This window comes from Mammaliicoccus sciuri (assembly GCF_002901825.1).
In the GTDB taxonomy this organism is placed as follows: domain Bacteria; phylum Bacillota; class Bacilli; order Staphylococcales; family Staphylococcaceae; genus Mammaliicoccus; species Mammaliicoccus sciuri.
Genome location: NZ_PPQD01000018.1, coordinates 17,078 through 31,025 on the forward strand (window position 1 = coordinate 17,078; position 13,948 = coordinate 31,025).

17 protein-coding genes are annotated in these 13,948 nt (G+C 29.7%); 6 read left to right on the forward strand and 11 right to left on the reverse strand.

Features of this window, described 5'->3' with window-relative positions; genetic code table 11:
• The 3 genes from CD035_RS14110 to CD035_RS04570 all read left to right on the forward strand — a co-directional run.
• The coding region (locus tag CD035_RS14110) for a DinB/UmuC family translesion DNA polymerase (protein WP_462498458.1) at nt 1-749 on the forward strand (749 nt) is incomplete at its 5' end.
• 20 nt (nt 750-769) lie between these two features.
• Nucleotides 770-964, forward strand: coding sequence for a hypothetical protein (locus tag CD035_RS04565; RefSeq protein WP_048539879.1), 195 nt, complete (start codon nt 770-772; stop codon nt 962-964).
• 120 nt (nt 965-1,084) lie between these two features.
• Nucleotides 1,085-1,333 carry a GlsB/YeaQ/YmgE family stress response membrane protein gene (locus CD035_RS04570; protein ID WP_048539880.1) on the forward strand — a complete coding sequence of 83 codons (249 nt, stop codon included), beginning with the start codon at nt 1,085-1,087 and terminating at the stop codon, nt 1,331-1,333.
• Nucleotides 1,334-2,226: 893 nt separating this feature from the next.
• Here the strand turns inward: CD035_RS04570 and CD035_RS04575 are convergent.
• From CD035_RS04575 to CD035_RS04600, 8 genes are all read right to left on the reverse strand, one after another.
• The gene (locus CD035_RS04575) at nt 2,227-3,624 is read right to left on the reverse strand and encodes an MFS transporter (protein ID WP_048539881.1); all 1,398 of its coding nucleotides are present in this window, start codon (nt 3,622-3,624) and stop codon (nt 2,227-2,229) included.
• Nucleotides 3,625-3,794: 170 nt separating this feature from the next.
• Nucleotides 3,795-4,715, reverse strand: coding sequence for an AEC family transporter (locus CD035_RS04580; RefSeq protein ID WP_048539882.1), 921 nt, complete (start codon nt 4,713-4,715; stop codon nt 3,795-3,797).
• A 129-nt stretch (nt 4,716-4,844) separates the two neighbouring features.
• Nucleotides 4,845-5,321: a GNAT family N-acetyltransferase gene (locus CD035_RS04585; RefSeq protein ID WP_048539883.1), complete on the reverse strand. Its 477-nt coding sequence runs from the start codon at nt 5,319-5,321 to the stop codon at nt 4,845-4,847.
• Between the two features lie 11 nt (nt 5,322-5,332).
• Nucleotides 5,333-5,926, reverse strand: a complete 594-nt coding sequence (locus CD035_RS04590) for a histidine phosphatase family protein (protein WP_048539884.1) — start codon at nt 5,924-5,926, stop codon at nt 5,333-5,335.
• Between the two features lie 229 nt (nt 5,927-6,155).
• Entirely contained in the window at nt 6,156-6,344 is a 189-nt protein-coding gene (locus CD035_RS13810) for a hypothetical protein (protein ID WP_142242769.1), read from the reverse strand.
• A 36-nt stretch (nt 6,345-6,380) separates the two neighbouring features.
• Complete coding sequence (locus tag CD035_RS04595; protein ID WP_048539885.1) at nt 6,381-7,310, reverse strand: thermonuclease family protein; 930 nt, start codon at nt 7,308-7,310, stop codon at nt 6,381-6,383.
• Nucleotides 7,311-7,497: 187 nt separating this feature from the next.
• Nucleotides 7,498-7,656, reverse strand: a complete 159-nt coding sequence (locus CD035_RS13895; protein WP_153653764.1) for a hypothetical protein — start codon at nt 7,654-7,656, stop codon at nt 7,498-7,500.
• 20 nt (nt 7,657-7,676) lie between these two features.
• Nucleotides 7,677-8,030, reverse strand: a complete 354-nt coding sequence (locus tag CD035_RS04600; protein WP_048539886.1) for a hypothetical protein — start codon at nt 8,028-8,030, stop codon at nt 7,677-7,679.
• 609 nt (nt 8,031-8,639) lie between these two features.
• On the opposite strand from CD035_RS04600, the gene CD035_RS04605 reads away from it, so the two are divergent.
• Complete coding sequence (locus CD035_RS04605; RefSeq protein ID WP_048539887.1) at nt 8,640-9,260, forward strand: LysE family translocator; 621 nt, start codon at nt 8,640-8,642, stop codon at nt 9,258-9,260.
• Nucleotides 9,261-9,356: 96 nt separating this feature from the next.
• Here the strand turns inward: CD035_RS04605 and CD035_RS04610 are convergent, their stop codons facing one another.
• From CD035_RS04610 to CD035_RS04620, 3 genes are all read right to left on the reverse strand, one after another.
• Nucleotides 9,357-9,962 (reverse strand): hypothetical protein, encoded by a 606-nt coding sequence (locus tag CD035_RS04610; RefSeq protein WP_048539888.1) that lies wholly within the window; start codon nt 9,960-9,962, stop codon nt 9,357-9,359.
• 102 nt (nt 9,963-10,064) lie between these two features.
• Nucleotides 10,065-10,736 carry a hypothetical protein gene (locus CD035_RS04615; protein ID WP_048539889.1) on the reverse strand — a complete coding sequence of 224 codons (672 nt, stop codon included), beginning with the start codon at nt 10,734-10,736 and terminating at the stop codon, nt 10,065-10,067.
• Nucleotides 10,737-11,142: 406 nt separating this feature from the next.
• On the reverse strand, nt 11,143-11,706 hold the full coding sequence (locus CD035_RS04620; RefSeq protein ID WP_053076865.1) for a DUF4352 domain-containing protein: 564 nt from the start codon (nt 11,704-11,706) through the stop codon (nt 11,143-11,145).
• A gap of 490 nt (nt 11,707-12,196) precedes the next feature.
• Here CD035_RS04620 and CD035_RS04625 point away from each other — a divergent pair, with 490 nt between their 5' ends.
• Nucleotides 12,197-12,694 carry a GNAT family N-acetyltransferase gene (locus tag CD035_RS04625; protein WP_048539890.1) on the forward strand — a complete coding sequence of 166 codons (498 nt, stop codon included), beginning with the start codon at nt 12,197-12,199 and terminating at the stop codon, nt 12,692-12,694.
• A 349-nt stretch (nt 12,695-13,043) separates the two neighbouring features.
• On the forward strand, nt 13,044-13,928 hold the full coding sequence (locus CD035_RS04630) for a sulfite exporter TauE/SafE family protein (RefSeq protein ID WP_048539891.1): 885 nt from the start codon (nt 13,044-13,046) through the stop codon (nt 13,926-13,928).
• Nucleotides 13,929-13,948 lie beyond the last annotated feature (20 nt).

Genomic DNA, 13,948 nt, shown 5'->3' on the forward strand with positions numbered 1-13,948 from the left:
ATACAAGTCTTGGGATATCAGAATGGCGCTATGAAGATGTGCCGTCTAAAGTTTGGGCCATTCAACCTTTACGAGACATGTGGGGAATCAATCGACGTACAGAAGCTAAGCTTAATAAGAAAGGTATATTTACGATTGGACACTTAGCTAACTATCCTGTGGAATATTTGAAGCGGGACTTTGGCGTTATTGGCGTTGACCTTCATTTGCATGCTAATGGTATTGATGAAAGTGTCATTAGAAATCCTCATCGTATATATGATAAATCTTTAGGTAAGTCCCAAATACTTATGCGTGATTACAGTATGAATGAACTTAAGACCGTATTAAATGAACAAGTAGATGAAGTTTACTTTCGTTCTAGAAAACTCAATTTATACCCTACACGTATTAGCGTGAGTGTCGGTTATGCAGACGTTGGAGGTGTGCGGAAACAATTTACAAACAAAACGGGATTTATGAATACTTATGTTATCACACAATTATTATGGGATTATTTATCTCAATGGTTAGAACCGGACAGACTTTATAGAACAATGGCTATATCATTTGGTAAATTTATTCCGAACCAAATTAAGCAATTATCTTTATTCGATGATCCGTATCAAATTAAGACAGAGACGCTCGAAAATCATTTAGATTTTATACGTATGAAATATGGTAAGGATGTTGTTATGCGCGGTTCAAGCCTATTAAATAGTGGAACATTATTAGAAAGAAAAGGTTTAATTGCAGGTCATAAAGCTTAATATTTATGGAGTGTATTGTAATGAAAGAACTTAATATAAACTGGGAAGCAGATTTTATTGAATACCAAACTTTATTATATAGTGGAGTCCATCCAGAATGGTTCTATGCTTGTATTAGAAATGATGTATTAGTACCAGCATATACAGGACAAGGCAAACAATATTTTTGGACTAAAGATATCCTCCAAGCTCATAAAATAATACCAATATTTTAAAAAAAACAACTATTTACTACAATTATTGTTTAATTTTACCAAATATTTTCTTTATAAGTGTTTAACGTATCTTCACTTTGGATATATATAAAGAAGTGTAAAAATAGGAGGTAATAATATATGGGCTTTATATTAATGTTAATCGTCGGCGGTTTAATCGGCTGGCTAGCAGGCGTTATTTTAGGTAAAGATATTCCAGGCGGTATTATTGGTAACATTATCGCAGGTATTATCGGTTCAGCAATTGGTGGTAAATTATTAGGAGATATGGGACCAGTAATAGGTGGAATTGCAATTATTCCAGCATTAATCGGTTCAATCATCTTAATCTTGATACTTTCATTCATTTTAAAAGCAATTAAAAAATAGAAAGTACAATAAATATAAAGAAGTATATCACTTAATTGATTTCGTGATATACTTCTTTTTTTAATACATATATATCTAACAAATAGAAGCACCACACAAATTTGTGCGGTGCTTATGTCATATACGAATAAATATTTTCAAAACCACTCTAGGTAAATAGCTTTGTAATAATAAAATACCCGACGTATATAAACTCTAAACATTATTTTAATAATAATCTAAAGAAATTCATGAATTTTTAACGTTTATTAGAACCTTTACTAAAAAGATTTCTTATAAGTCTCATGATTAGAACTGTACCAACATATCTTAAAATACGTTTTACTACGTTTCCCATCCTTATCAGCTCCTCTTACTCTATATCATTTACTATTACTTCTTCACTACTTTACCCAATTAAGTCTTTCATTACACATATAATAAAAAGATTTCGTAGTCCCGCCCCGGCAAGGATGACTAGAGTTAAAAAAGCTTGGTACAAGCGTATTTCAATTCAGTCATCTACTGATAAGATACTACAAGAGACTGAGACATTACATTATGTCCCAGTCTTTTTTATATGGAAAAATCAATATAAACGTGAGGTTCTATGTTGCTTGTTTGATGTGTCTTGCAACATACAGAGGCGCCTATTTATCTTGTTTCACATGTCTTGATAAATACGAAGCGTTTATTTATCTTGTTTCGCATGTCTTGATAAATACGAAGCGTCTATTTATCTTGTTTCGTCAGTCTTGATAAATACAGGGTCCTCAACATTGCTTGTCACACCTCACTTGCAATATTCAGACCTCCAACATTGCTTGTCACCCTTCACTTGCAATATTTAGCCCTTATTTCTAAAATATGAAAAAGAGTCTAGAACATTTCTGTCCCAGACTCTTTAATATAAATTAAGATTTTGTACTTTCGTTATGCCACCATAATGAATCTTTCGGATTTTCTACAGCATGAACAAATTCTTTTTTCGATGCTACAGTTGGATAAGATCCTTTTAATGATTTTTTAGAAGTATCTTCAAATAATGTTAAGACAACGATAAGGCCAATGACACTCACACCTAGTAAGTAGAATGCAGGTGCTAAATTATTACCTGTCACGTGTACTAACCATGAAGCTACTAATGGTGTTGTACCACCAAATAACGAAACTGAAATATTAAATGTCCATGATAATGTTCTATAACGAATATCTGTATGGAACAATGTTGGTAATGAACCTGGCATTGTACCTTCGTAGACTGACAATACGATACCTAACAATAGTAATCCAAAGAATAAGAAACCAAGTCCACCAATATTTAAGAATTGGAATGAAACGACAGATACTAATATACCTAAGATTAAACCGAAAGATATCACTTTCTTATTACCTATTTTATCACCAAGTCTACCAAATGTAAGCGCGAATGGTACCATAATCAGTAATACAACCGCTGTTATCGGCGTACTAATACGATCACTAATACCAACCGTTTCATCTAGGTATGAAGGCATGTAACCTAATAATACATAGTTTGTAATGTTGAAGAAGGCTACAAACACAATACATAATAAGATATCTTTTTTATATTGTTTTATAATTTCAATAACGCTTAGTTGATCTTTTTGATCAGCGATATCATTTTCAAAAATTGGTGTTTCTTCTAAATGTGTTCTCAAGTAAAGACCAATCAATCCAATTGGTGCACTTAAGAAGAATGGAATTCTCCAACCCCAAGAATTCATTTGAGCGTCCGATAGTGTCCAGAATAATACTGTAACAAGGATAGATGCCACAATATAACCAGATAAAGTACCGATTTCTAAACCACTACCTAATCTAATTCTTTTATTATCCGGTGAAGACTCTGCGATATAAACCATCGCACCAGCATATTCCCCACCTACTGAGAAACCTTGTAAAATACGAGCTAGCAATAATAAAATTGGTGCCCAAATTCCGATTTGATCATATGTAGGTAATAGTCCAATAATCAAAGTAGAAATTGCCATCATAATAATTGTAAATGTTAAGACAACTTTTCTACCTAGCTTGTCACCTATTTTACCAAAGACAATGCCGCCCACTGGTCTAAGTAAGAATGCTATCGCAAATGTTGCAAAAGTGAAAATTAATTTTAATTCATCATTTTGAACTGGACTGAAGAAATTCTTACTAATGATAACTGCAAGGTAAGAATATAGAGCAAAGTCAAACCATTCCATTGCATTACCAATACCAGTAGCAAACACACTTTTCTTTGCCATACCGATATCTACGACGTTGATTTTCTTTTTATTAAACTTCAAACGTATACAGCTCCTTTTCATGTTTAAAGAGTATACGCTCACTTTTTTATAGTGTCAACTTAATATTTAAATATAATAATATACACTTTTCATCTAATGGTATACAAATAAAAAATGTCCACGCTTACATCATAGTAAGCATGGACATTATAAATTTAAACAATTTTTACTTAAGTAAATAGTATATATGACAAATAAATAACAATTGAAACTGTGACTGAGCTCAATAATGTAGAGAATAATACAATTTGAGCATGTAGTTCTGGCTCCACATCATATTCAAAAGCAATCGTTGATGTATTTCTTGAAGTTGGAAAGGCACTAGCTATAAATAAAGATTGTGCAATAACGCCATCAATATGGAATAAATAAATTAAACTAAGTGCAATAAGCGGTCCAATTATCAACCTACCAATCAACGATCCCATAATTGCTCTATGCAATAATTTCAATTTAATATGCGCTAATTGAGCACCTAATAAAATTAAAGCAATTGGCGCAAAACTATCTGAAATTTGGTGAATAGGAATTAGAAACACTTGAGATAATTTAATATGCCCTACTTGAAATATAATACCTAAAATCAGTGCATGAAAAACAGGTAGCTTCAAAAAAGAAATGACTATATCTTTTAAACTTTTAGTAGTAGAAAGTAAATTATACATACCATAAGAATACGTAAGTAGATTTTGAAAAATAAGCACGAAGATTTGTACCGCAACACCAATAGGATTTTGACTAAAAATTAATTGACTGACCGGCAAACCATAGTTACCAGAATTCATCAAAGAGATACTATTCTTTAAAGCAGCACTCTCACCTTTTTGAAGGTTCAATACTTTAGCAAATAAATTACCAATTAAGATCATAACTAAACTATAAGCTACAATATAGTAAAGAACCTTTAACAGCAAATCCATCTGAATCGTAATATCATAAATATTCGCAAAAACCGCAACAGGCATTAAACAATAAGTAATCAGTGTAGAAAAATGTTTTAAATTAAATGCAAACTTTCTCTGTAATAAAAAACCAACAAAAATTAAAATAAGAAGCGGCAATAACACTTCCGTTAAAATGAAAACAAACATAATATCCTCTTTCTTTCTATATTTCCTTTATATTCAAACTATCACAAATAAATCATAATAAATATGACAAATTTAGTATTTTGAATGATAAGTTTAAGTTATGAATATAGAAATATAGATAACTAAAGCTTAGGTAGTTTTATTAAATTTTTCCATTCTATAAATACCTTCATCATCTTGAAATTTGATACCATTCTTGAAATCATAACCATACTTTCTATAGAATTCTACTGCTGTAACAGAAGCTGGAACCTCTATACGTTGTGCACGTTTATAATAATAGTCATTTTCAAGGGTTTCTATTATAAGCTTACCTATACCTCTTCCTTGATGATCTGGTGATACAAAAATGGTAAACAAGCTACTTTCAGTTTGGCTATCCCAATACGGTCCTATTGCACCTGTTGCTATTATTTGATTATTTTCTTCAAATATATAAAAATTTGTAAAACTTGCTCTTTTAATTATTGCTTCAGGTGTCATGCTACTCACAACTTTTTCTATTTCTTCAACTGGTTCGTCTTTTACATTAGTTGTTCTCAATGTGTGAATAATCATTTCACTAACTGCTTTAGCATCTTTTAAATCAAACATTCTAATTTTCATACAATCATCCTTTATATCTCACCAATTTTCTTATATTGAGACAAGTGGTTCACTTGGTTACATTCTAATATTTCTACTTTATCGTCTGATATTTTTAATGATGTAATACCACCGTTTGCAAGTTTAATTTTTCCTGTCCCTGTTTCTCCATTTGAATAATGATATAATATGGCATTAATAAAGGCACCATGTGATACGACTACTACATTTTGATTATGATATTTATCATGTATTTCAGCTAATCCTGTTAAAAATCTACGCTCGATGCTAGCCCCATCTTCACTATTAGGATATATTCGATCTGGGAAGCGTTCGAGTTTTTCAGCAAGCGTCATACCTTCAGCGTCACCAAATGATAATTCAATAAATGCTTCTCTTTCAATCAAATCTACATTCAATTGTTCTTGCACAATTTCAGCAGTTTTTTTAGCTCTTTTTAAAGGACTCGTAATAATCACATCAATTTTTTTATCTTTTAAAGCAGCACCGCTTTCCTTTGCTTGTAATTCGCCATTATGATTCAAAGGAATATCCGTTCTACCTTGAGTTCTACCTTCTAAATTCCAATCCGTTTCACCATGTCTTAAAAAATATACATTTGTCATCATTCAAACCTCACATTAAATAATTTAAAATCTATTGTATCACTTATAACGGTACATAACACGCTAAATTTCAGTATATATACATTTATAATTGAAAAGAAAGCTTTCGAATTGGACTTAACATTATTGTATAATATTTCCATATATTACAAACATGATAGCTTCCATCATGGTCAACACCAAACCCCCTTATTCCGTGAAAATAAGGGGGTTTTTTTAGTGTGGTTAATTATCTATTATTTCTAATTCTAATGGATACCGTTTCAACAACAATACTAATTAAAGTCATTACGATTAATAGTACAACTAAACTCCAAACATATCCTAATTCCAAATAATTAGTTAAAGTGGTACATCCCCAAATAGCTAAGAAATAGATTAATAACCTTAAGATAAAAAATATAATGTTATTATACATAATGATCTACTTTAACTAAGATACATAAAAATAAATTTAATTTACTTCACATGCAAAGTTATCTTTATCTCTATCTAGTTTAGCATTGTATGCTGGATGTGTGCTTGGTACGCCATTTGGATATACTTTTCTAAGTGCCGTACAGTTTGGATAATATTCTGACCCTGCATTTTGAGAAGTATTATTTGGTGTTTGTGTTGTAGCACTTCCTGCTCCATTTGAACTTTGCGTATTACTTGATGCTGGTTGCTCAGTTGTATGTTGTTGTGTACTTGCTTGATTATCTTCAAATGCACTTCCTAAACTCCAAATACCTAATTTTTCTTCTTTTGCTTTTTCTTGTGCACTTTCTAATTGATCTAAGTATCTTGTATTAGGTGGATATACATATGCTACTTTAGCTAATCCTTCTCTGACCAATATTTCATTAAGCATTTTACCATCTACATATATGTATGCTAAATAACGTTGATATTTATCTGTTTGTCCACCTACATCAAACTCTACTTCAATTTTATTTGCATTAGTTAACAATTCTTTCGTTCTATCTGATGCTTCTTGACCAAATGGCTGTTTACCTAATCTTGGGTGTTTCGTTTCAGGTGTATCAATCAGTAAAAATCTAAATGATTTTTGACTGCCATTATAAATAAATTTCGCAGTATCTCCATCAACTGTACCCGCTAAATCAACTGGAATTCTGTCTGTCGTACCAGGTTTGTATGATTTTTCTTGAGTACTATTTTGACTAGATTTCTCATTATTATTTGAATGTTTCTCGGAATTCTCTACTTTTTCCTTCAGCTTTTTATTTGTCTCTTCTAATTCTTTTTGTTTACTTTTTAATGCTGTATTCTCTTGTTTTACTTTTTCTTTTTCACTATTATCAGTACTTCCATTACTACAACCACTTGCAATGGTTGCTAAGAATAAAATACTTACACATAACAATATAATCTTTTTCATAACACTTACTCCTACTTAAATATTCATTTTACTTATTATACCAAATTTTGAAGATTTTATAATTATATTTTGAAATTTCGCTCAATTTAATTAATTTACCTTAAAATATCAAGGTTATTATATGTATTAACAAGGAATATCCAATGGCTATAATCTCAAAAAAATAAAAAACACCTTTACGATGTTTTTAGTCAAATAACCGAAATATGATTCTAAATATCCAGCCTATAGCTCTTGGAATTGTCACGAATATTGCTCTGATAATATCTCCTATATAAAAGAAGCCTTCTAAAAAATCTCCAAAAGATAATTTATCAGCTTTATGTTTTTTATTTTCTTTACCCATATGACGCCTCCTATCTTAATTTATAAATGTACTAAAACAAATTCAACTAGATAATTGATACCTTTTATAAATATATAAAATGCATAAGCCATAGTGCCTAAAATAAATAAAGCAGACATTATTTTAATTTTTTCTCCCTTTTCTCTATAAACAATATGGACAATAATAAACATTGTCATTAAAGAAAGATAAGCAAAAGCCACTGCTGTTAACGTACCTAACGCATTCCTTTTAGTAGGAAAGTGACTCGTAATCCATGTATCATAAAATGCATCTCTAATACCGATATGTTCAGTATAAAGATCAAAGCCTATTCCTAGTAATATCAGTAAACCTTCAAAAATAAATGCCATCAACAAAATGAATGCTTTCATTTAATCACCTTTAGTATTTTAATTAATTCTACAATTAATAAATAACATTAGTTATGGAATAATAGTAATATACTTATGAAATAAGGGCAACATGTCGAAACACATTGCCCTTCGAATATTTTTATTAATTTTTAGATAAGAATGGATATGTAAAATAAAGTAAGGATTTCACATTAATATCTTAACAGTTTATGATAAAATAATGATATTCAAAAAACATTCATTCTGACCAGACTGAGGCACTATGTACTTAATATGTGGCATTACGCTAATACTTATAAGCATTATCATATTTATCTGGGAAGGCAAAAGTTTCTTCAATATATTTATATTTGCTTTAGGAATTTTATTAACTTTAGGTTCTTTGTTAAACCTCCTTTTAAATTTAATATAAAAAACTAGTCATATGATCATAACAAGTTTTACGTACAAATATAAATCTTCTTCAATAGCACCGCTTCTATATCCACCAATATTCATATAACTACTCTCCTAAGATATCCTTTAAATTCAGCGAAAAATACCACTTAATCATAAAATAGTATAGTTATTTTAATATTTCTTTGTTATATTATTTAAAATAAAACATAACTAAGTGGTGTTGCATATATGGATAATTGGTTAAGTTTCGTAGTTATTGCTTTAATGATTATTATTATTCCAGGACCAGATTTCTTCATTGTATTAAATAATACTTTAAAAGGAAATGCTAAAAATGGCATTATGGCAGGTTTAGGTATATCAAGTGCACATGTTTTTTATTCAGCTTTAGCAGCATTTGGATTAATTTTCATATTAACTACATCATATTATGTATTTAGTGCTATCAAAATATTAGGTTCTGTTTATATTGCCTATTTAGGTGTAAAGACCATTTTAAATGCTAAAAAGACTTTTAACATTACAACTGAACCAACAATTCAGTCTAATATTAGTCTGACATCATCATATAAACAAGGGTTTTTAAGTACAATTTTTAATCCGAAAGCAATACTATTTTATGTGAGTATATTACCTCAATTTATTACAAAACAAGACGGATCAATGACAATAATCATTCTATCCACTTTATTTATCATTACAGTATTTGTGTGGTTCTTTATCTGTAGCTTCCTATTTAACTACATAAGACAATTATTTAATAACCATAAATTTAAATCCATCCTCGACTATGCAATAGGCACCGTCTTAATCGGCTTAGCCATCAGCATATTTAGATTGGAGAAATAATTAAAGTCCTGGCTAATAAAATAGCTAGGACTTTTGTTAAATATAAACATTCATTTTATTCTTCAATTACTCTAGTATCTATAGTTAGGAAGATACTTATAATAATATATTATTTTCCTTTTCATAATCTTCAATTTTCTGGCGACTCTCCTCTTCTTTATCTAAAGTAATATGTAATTCAAATGTTTTATTCGTATATTCATCTATGGAAAGATAAGTCTTTACATCGACCCCTGCAAAAACTTTTCTAAACGCATCAATAATCTCCTGATCTGCATCTGTTACAGGTACATTCAGTATCTCAGAATAAGGGTAATAAGGTTCGCTATTGAAATAATCATTTACTAAATCATGTAATACTCTATTACAATAGCTTGGTTGGTTACTTTGGAATTCAATAAAATGTTCTTTTGGGTCAAATAATAAATCATATATTTTTTTGCCTTTTAACATGTGATACAACTCATATAAACAATGATTAGTATTGTTTTTTATTTTCTTTACCCGTTCTTCAGACTTCTCTTTATTAACTCCAAAAAAACTAGTATGCTCTCCATCATTTCGAATCATATGAAAATATGGCTGAAATTCTTTTCTAAAATCTCCATATAAGCCAGATCCAAAGTTCACTTCATATTCATATATATCATAAAACATACAATACCAATCTATATAAAATTCAACATAAGCTTTATTTGTCAAAAGTAGCACCCCCAATAGGTTATCTCATTAAGAGCTATTAATTTATTTCAAACTCGGTCAAAATTAGTAATGATTATTTTTTATGTTTTTTACGAAATCCTGTTATTCATTATCAGCTGAATCATATTCATATCCATATTTTTCAGCATTTCGTTTTCTAATGTCTTCTTTTTCAGCTTCCGTTGCATTATTCCATTCGTCCTGTCCATTAACCCATTCTTCATGTGCAGCTTGTTCTTCAGGAGTTCTGTATACACCATTATTCTCATAATCGTAAGTTTCTTCTTCATCTTCATTAGCTTGTTCATCATAAATAGATTTTTCTTGTCCACTTTCAACTCTTAACGAACTTTCATATGCAGCTTGTGCTGGCCCTTCGAGTACATTGCCTTGAGGGATAACACCATTTGAAACTGCACTATTGTAAGCAATAATTTTCTGCTCTTCAGTATAATTACCATTCAAAATTTGAACTAATGAATTTCTATCAGTTATATTGTTGTAATCAATTGAGCTAGTTAACTCTTGTTCGTTTGAAGATTCTTGTTCATTAGTCATATTTTCCTCAGTAGACTCTTCTTCTGTTTTAGGTTCTGATTCCTTAGTTGTTTCTTTATCTTTCGAATCGTTCTTTTCTTTATCTTCTTTTTTAGTTTCTTTCTTTTCTTTTTTATCTTCTTTTGGTGCAGGATCTAATATTGATTCTTCTTTTTTCTCTCCACATGCGCCTAATACTAGTAATGATGATAATAATAAAACAATTAGCTTTTTCATATTTCTCCCCCTAATATAAGTATATTCTTATTAACTTGATTATAATCTAATTACACTTGATTAGTATATACTTTTTATATTTAATTTTGAGCGTAAATATTTTATTTATTCTTCTACACCTTCCACCTGTCATTTGAAATAGACAACATAAATGAAATATGTTAATTTATATATAGAAAAAGGGCGACACACATATTGTGTATCACCCAAGTGAGCCCGTTAAAAAGACGGTGACTTTGTAAAAATGCTTAAATAACCATCAAACTCGATCAAAGTTAGTGATGGTTATTTTTTTTGGTTTTCTTTAATCATGACTAAAGCAATGACAGTAAAGACTATCATTAAAATCTCATAGTCCGACATGTTATTCCTTTCTATGAGTAACAACTATAACCATAAGCTTCTACTATTGTTCAATATCAGAAGATTCTACAGTATATTTATTAGATGTGTTATTCACCGTAGAAATACTCGAACTATTTATTTCCCATTTTGCTTGAGTCGGCTCAATGTTTGGCATAAAGTTCATTTCCAAAGTATATTTATCATTATCAGGTACATCATATACGATATATCCAGAACCTGTATTGTCTTTATTTAGTTGATGTGAGAAACCAACTGCCCTATCACTATTACCAAACCATTCTTGATAGTTTTCTCCATTAACTTTCATGCTAAAACCATCATTTTGAATTAGTACTTGTGCATCATTATTATTCTTAAATTTGAAATAAACTTTCAAAGCTTTACCATTATTCGGTGGAAAATTTAGATCATCAGTAGGCTTTACAAATTCAGCTTTAACCAATGTTATTTCTACTCCATCATTCTTAACCGTATCAACTAATTCATAAATCTTGTTCGAAATTTCTTTACGAGCTATATGCACTTCCTCTTTTTCATTAATCTCTTCATCTATAGCAAAGAAAAAAAGAATTAAAATCACACCAACAATTGTAATTACAATCATAATTCCACCTAAACAACCTAAAAGTGCGTAAAGCCAACCATTTCCACTTTCAATTCTTTGATTTCACTTATCCATTCCACATTGCTCCTTTACCCTATATACAATCTACAATACCTATTTTTTACAATTTTAATAGCGCTAAATTGTATTTTCAACATTTACTATTCATTATTATTAAAAACATTAAAATTCATTTATAGTCAGTGAATCCCTATTATTTTTCATAAAAAACAACCAATATCACACGATGATATTAGTTGTTTCGTTTCAAACTATTTATTTACATTTTTGAAGGTTTTTAACCTGTCTTAATATATCATTTTCCATTCTCAGTTGTTTGAGTTCTTGTTCCATTTCATTTATTCTCTTTTGTTCTTTAGTTAGATTACATTTAAATAAAGAGAATCCACAAAAATTAATTTCCCTATATATTTGCTAATGATTATAATCATTCGTTAAACTAGAAATAGAAAAATATAGGAGTGTTAATATGAAACTTAGAGCACTAGAAGTTAGTGATTTACCATTTGTCCATAAATTGAATAATGAATATTCAATCATGTCTTATTGGTTTGAAGAGCCTTATGAATCTTTAACGGAACTTCAATATTTATTTGATAAGCATTTATTAGACGAATCCGAAAGACGTTTTATTGTAGAAGATGAAAATCAAGTTGTGGGAATAGTAGAATTAGTCGAAATTAATTATATTCATCGTAATTGTGAAATTCAAATAATTATCAAACCAGAATTTAATGGTAAAGGATATGCTAAATTTGCTTTTGAAAAAGCAACAAGCTATGCATTTGATATATTAAACATGCATAAGATCTATTTATATGTTGATACAGATAATGAAAAAGCAGTTCATATATACGAATCTCAAGGTTTCAATATAGAAGGATTACTTAAAGAACAATTTTATACAAAAGGTAAATACAAAGATGCATATATCATGGCATTGTTAAAACATGAATATATTTCGTAGCAACATATGTTTCGTTATAGATAATCATAATGAACAATATGTATAGTAGAAAATTAAAATTTATAATTCTTTTTATCGAAATATTTGTGTTAAATATAATTGTTTCGCCAGACCCCTCTCAACCATTGCGGTTGAGAGGGGTTTTACTATAGTAAATTTAACTGTAAATACATCATACTGTAAATACATCATACTGTAAATACATCATACTTTAAATAGTTTATAAATATCTACATCTAACATATCTATATTTATTATTGACATAAATATAAATAAAAGATACTATTTATACTAATCCTTAGTAAACAGATAGGATTAATATAATTAATGATTAAATGGAGGCTATTACATGAATAAAATTATTATATTTGCTTTAGCTGGATTTTTAGCAGAATTAGTAGATGGTTCCCTTGGAATGGGATATGGCGCTTCATCTGCATCAGTGTTACTTACATTTGGAGTTGCCCCTGCTATAGCATCAGCAACAGTCCATTTTGCCGAAATTCTTACGACTGCCGCAGCTGGAACATCACATTTAAAGTTTAAAAATGTCCACAAGCCATCAGTCTTGAAACTTGCTATCCCTGGTTCAATTGCTGCATTTATAGGTGCATTCTTTTTAAGTAATATTAATGGTGCTTTCATCAAACCATTTATCTCAATTTTCTTATTATCTTTAGGTATTTATATCATTTACCAATTTCTATTTAAAAATAAACCAGATGAACCAAAAATTACTGGTGTAAAAAAGATATCTAATTTTGTTTTAGTACCACAAGCTGCAGTAGCTGGATTACTTGATTCAATTGGAGGTGGTGGCTGGGGACCCGTAAACACACCTATGTTATTATCAAGTAAAAAAATAGAACCAAGGTACGTTGTTGGTACAGTTTCAGCAAGTGAATTTTTTGTTACCGTAGCCTCTTCGATAGGATTTTTAATATTTTTAGATTGGTCATCAATCAATTGGATTTTAGTATTATCCTTAAGCTTAGGTGGCGTAGTAGCTGCTCCTATATCTGCTTGGTTAGTAAAATCACTTCCAGTTAGTGTCCTTGCAATAGGTGTTGGAGGTCTTATAATATTTACAAATGTAAGTTCATTGGCAAGCTTATATATTAATAATGCACATATTATTTGGTCTATTAAAATAGTGATTATTCTATCTTGGTTATCATTAGTATTGGTAACATTTTATAAAAGTAAATTTAAAAAATTAAACACAAGTACATAAAAATAAGACAAAAACCCCTC

Coding starts and splice junctions, on each gene's coding strand:
- CD035_RS04625 (WP_048539890.1), top strand. CDS start 12,197: ATGAAACTTAGAGCACTAGAAGTTAGTGATTTACCATTTGTCCATAAA.
- CD035_RS04590 (WP_048539884.1), bottom strand. CDS start 5,926: ATGACAAATGTATATTTTTTAAGACATGGTGAAACGGATTGGAATTTA.
- CD035_RS04585 (WP_048539883.1), bottom strand. CDS start 5,321: ATGAAAATTAGAATGTTTGATTTAAAAGATGCTAAAGCAGTTAGTGAA.
- CD035_RS04580 (WP_048539882.1), bottom strand. CDS start 4,715: ATGTTTGTTTTCATTTTAACGGAAGTGTTATTGCCGCTTCTTATTTTA.
- CD035_RS04570 (WP_048539880.1), top strand. CDS start 1,085: ATGGGCTTTATATTAATGTTAATCGTCGGCGGTTTAATCGGCTGGCTA.
- CD035_RS04615 (WP_048539889.1), bottom strand. CDS start 10,736: ATGAAAAAGCTAATTGTTTTATTATTATCATCATTACTAGTATTAGGC.
- CD035_RS04605 (WP_048539887.1), top strand. CDS start 8,640: ATGGATAATTGGTTAAGTTTCGTAGTTATTGCTTTAATGATTATTATT.
- CD035_RS04630 (WP_048539891.1), top strand. CDS start 13,044: ATGAATAAAATTATTATATTTGCTTTAGCTGGATTTTTAGCAGAATTA.
- CD035_RS04595 (WP_048539885.1), bottom strand. CDS start 7,310: ATGAAAAAGATTATATTGTTATGTGTAAGTATTTTATTCTTAGCAACC.
- CD035_RS13895 (WP_153653764.1), bottom strand. CDS start 7,656: ATGGGTAAAGAAAATAAAAAACATAAAGCTGATAAATTATCTTTTGGA.
- CD035_RS04620 (WP_053076865.1), bottom strand. CDS start 11,706: ATGATTGTAATTACAATTGTTGGTGTGATTTTAATTCTTTTTTTCTTT.
- CD035_RS04600 (WP_048539886.1), bottom strand. CDS start 8,030: ATGAAAGCATTCATTTTGTTGATGGCATTTATTTTTGAAGGTTTACTG.
- CD035_RS04565 (WP_048539879.1), top strand. CDS start 770: ATGAAAGAACTTAATATAAACTGGGAAGCAGATTTTATTGAATACCAA.
- CD035_RS13810 (WP_142242769.1), bottom strand. CDS start 6,344: ATGTATAATAACATTATATTTTTTATCTTAAGGTTATTAATCTATTTC.